The 2,621-nt window shown below is 69.4% G+C and carries 4 protein-coding genes; all 4 read right to left on the bottom strand.

Going from position 1 to position 2,621, the window contains the following annotated elements; all coding sequences use genetic code 11:
• A partial coding sequence (locus tag VJR25_RS06895) for a thiamine pyrophosphate-dependent enzyme (RefSeq protein ID WP_324113913.1) occupies nt 1–886 on the bottom strand: 886 nt, incomplete at its 3' end.
• 4 nt (nt 887–890) lie between these two features.
• On the bottom strand, nt 891–1,568 hold the full coding sequence (locus VJR25_RS06890) for a helix-turn-helix domain-containing protein (RefSeq protein WP_324113911.1): 678 nt from the start codon (nt 1,566–1,568) through the stop codon (nt 891–893).
• Between the two features lie 2 nt (nt 1,569–1,570).
• The gene (locus tag VJR25_RS06885) at nt 1,571–2,425 is read right to left on the bottom strand and encodes a phosphosulfolactate synthase (RefSeq protein ID WP_324113909.1); all 855 of its coding nucleotides are present in this window, start codon (nt 2,423–2,425) and stop codon (nt 1,571–1,573) included.
• Nucleotides 2,412–2,621, bottom strand: a 210-nt coding sequence (locus tag VJR25_RS06880) for a hypothetical protein (RefSeq protein WP_324113907.1), incomplete at its 5' end; no start/stop codon positions are given. The genes VJR25_RS06880 and VJR25_RS06885, both read right to left, overlap by 14 nt.

Raw genomic sequence — 2,621 nt, 5'->3', positions numbered from 1 at the left:
GGTCCGGCGAGCCGGTCGTCTCGAAGCGATGCGGGTCGCCCCCTTCCGGCTTCGCCACCTGCACCGTGATGTTGCGCTCGCCGCCGAGCTCGGCGATCGCCTCGACAGGGTCGTCGAGCGGGCGACCGTGGAAGCCGTTCTGGTCCTCGACCGCGGCGACCCCCTTGCCTTTGACCGTGCGGGCGACGATCACGGCCGGCTTCCCCTTCTCGCTGACTGCCTCGGTGTAGGCGCGGTCGATCGCCTCCACGTCGTGGCCGTTGATCTCGATCGCGTGGCAGCCGAAGGCGCGCACACGGTCGGCGTAGCTGGCGAGGTCCCAGCCGTGCATCGTCTCGCCGCGCTGGCCGAGCCGGTTGACGTCGACGATCGCGATCAGGTTGTCGAGCTCGTAGAAGGCGGCGTGCTCGACCGCTTCCCACATCGACCCTTCGGCCATCTCGCTGTCGCCGCACAGCACCCAGACGCGAAACGGCAGACGGTCGAGCCGCTTGCCCGCGAGCGCGAGCCCGACCCCGTAGGGAAGCCCCTGGCCGAGCGAGCCCGTGGCGACATCGACCCAGGGCAGCCCGGGCGTCGGGTGACCCTCGAGGCGGCTACCGAGGCGGCGGAAGGAGAGCAGCTCCTCATCCGAGATCGCCCCCGCCGCCTTGTACAGGGCATAAAGCAGCGGCGAGGCGTGCCCCTTCGAGAAGATCAGCCGGTCGTTGTGCGAATCGTGCGGCTGCGCGAAGTCGTAGCGGAGATGGTGAGCCAGAAGCACCGCCATCAGGTCGGCAGCCGACAGCGACGAGGTGGGGTGACCGGACCCGGCCGCTGCCGCTGCCTGCACCGAATCGACGCGCAGCTGCTGGGCGAGCTCGCGCCACGTCTCGAGCTTCGCCATCATCTCAGCCGTCGCCTCCCACCTCCCCCGCGCTTTTCGTGCGTTGGCGGATTCGGCGTCCGGTGATCGCCTCGGTCTCGATACGCATGACGGCTTCGCGGTGGCCGCCGGGCCAAGGCTCGATGCCGAGCGCGGCGATCTGCTCGAGTTCGTGGGAATCGTCGACGAGCCGGACAAGGCCGCCGATGAGCACGCTCCAGCCTTCGCTCATAACGTCATCGATGTGGTCGACCTCGAAGCCGACATGCGTGCCCGCCGCCGCGGCGAGCAGGCCTTCGGTACGGGTGCGGAAGACCACGTCGCCGTCGAGAAAGCGAAAGTTGACCGGCAGCGCGACGGGCCAGTCACTGCTGATGAAGACGAAGCGGCCAACCCCGCCGCCGGCGAGGTGGGCCTCGCACTCCTCGCGGCTTAGCACGTCGAGGTGCGGGTGCGGGCCTGCACGGCCGGGGCCGGGCGGCCGGTCGACCGTGCCGCCGCGCAGGTCGTCGACGGTCGTCTCGAGCGCGCTCGCGAGGCGTTGCAGAGCGCCGGGGCCGAGCGCGACGAAGGGGGCGTGTTCGAGGTATTCGACGTAGTCGGCGTGCATCTCGGCGCGACGGGCGACCTCGTCGTAGCTGAGGTGGAGCTCGCGGCGGCGGTGGGCGACACGGCGGGCGAGGTCGCCTGTGCGCGCGGCCACCGCTACGTCTCCTTCCCCCTGGAAGCGCCGTAGCTGAGGATGCGGCCCCAGGTGTCGTCGGTGCCCCAGATCCCGGCGCGCAGGCACTCGAGCTGGACGATCTGGGAGTGGTCGACGAAGAGGTTGACGTCGATGCCGTAGTTGCGGACGTACCAGGTGAACACGGCGGGATCGGCCGCCTCGAACATCACCTGCTCGATCCCGAGCTCGGAGACGATGCGGCCGACGACGTCGGTGCGCCACTCCCGCACCTGCTCAGTGATGCCCTCCGACTCGATCATGATCAGCTGTGCGCCGGCGTCGAGGTGGTGCTTGGCGAGCTCGATCGCCTGGCCGACGTCGCGCATGCCTTCCGCTTCGAGCGCTTCGATGGTGGAGGCGCCGCCGGCGCCGAACTGGATCCCGACCTCGGGCTTCGCCTTCAGCCCGGCGGCGCGTACCGCCTTCGTGAGGGCGACGAGGTCGTCGGTGGGGAGGGTGATGAACCCGCTCGAGATTTCGACGATGTCGAAGCCCAGCTCGCGGCACTCCTCCAGGTAGCGCGCGACGGCGTCGCCGCGCTGGGCGAGCACGTACTCGAGGAAGCCGCCAGTGGAGACCTCGACGTCGTGCTCGTGGCAAAGCTCGTTCAGCGCGCTTACCGCCTCGCGCGGCATCAGGCTGAAGGAGCCGCCGGCGTACTTGAGCGTGTCGACGTAGGCGCCCATCGTCTCGAGCAGGTCGTCGAGGTAGTGGCGACCGACGGGGGTGTAGTAGGGGCCGCGGATCTCAGTGACGCCGCGACTGCGCGGCTTGCGCGGTCGCTCGTTCATGGGCAGGAACGCGAACGCGCGCTCCTCGGCGCTAACGAGTGTCATCGTTGCCTTCCTTCGTGGTCAGGTCGAGGTCGGAGCCGACCCCTTCGAGGTAGGCGATCACCGCAGGGTTGTCGGACTCGATGCGCTCGACCGGCTCGCCGGTGCATTGCTGAAGCTCGACGACCGCGTGGTGTTCACCGTGATGGAGCACGCGCCAATGGGCGCCTGCGCGCACCCAGCCCTCCAGCGTTTCGAT

Origin of the sequence: Microbacterium sp. (assembly GCF_035277845.1) — a bacterium.
GTDB lineage: Bacteria > Actinomycetota > Actinomycetes > Actinomycetales > Microbacteriaceae > Microbacterium.
This window is presented reverse-complemented; position numbering and strand designations above follow the sequence as displayed.

Coding starts and splice junctions, on each gene's coding strand:
- VJR25_RS06885 (WP_324113909.1), bottom strand. CDS start 2,425: ATGACACTCGTTAGCGCCGAGGAGCGCGCGTTCGCGTTCCTGCCCATG.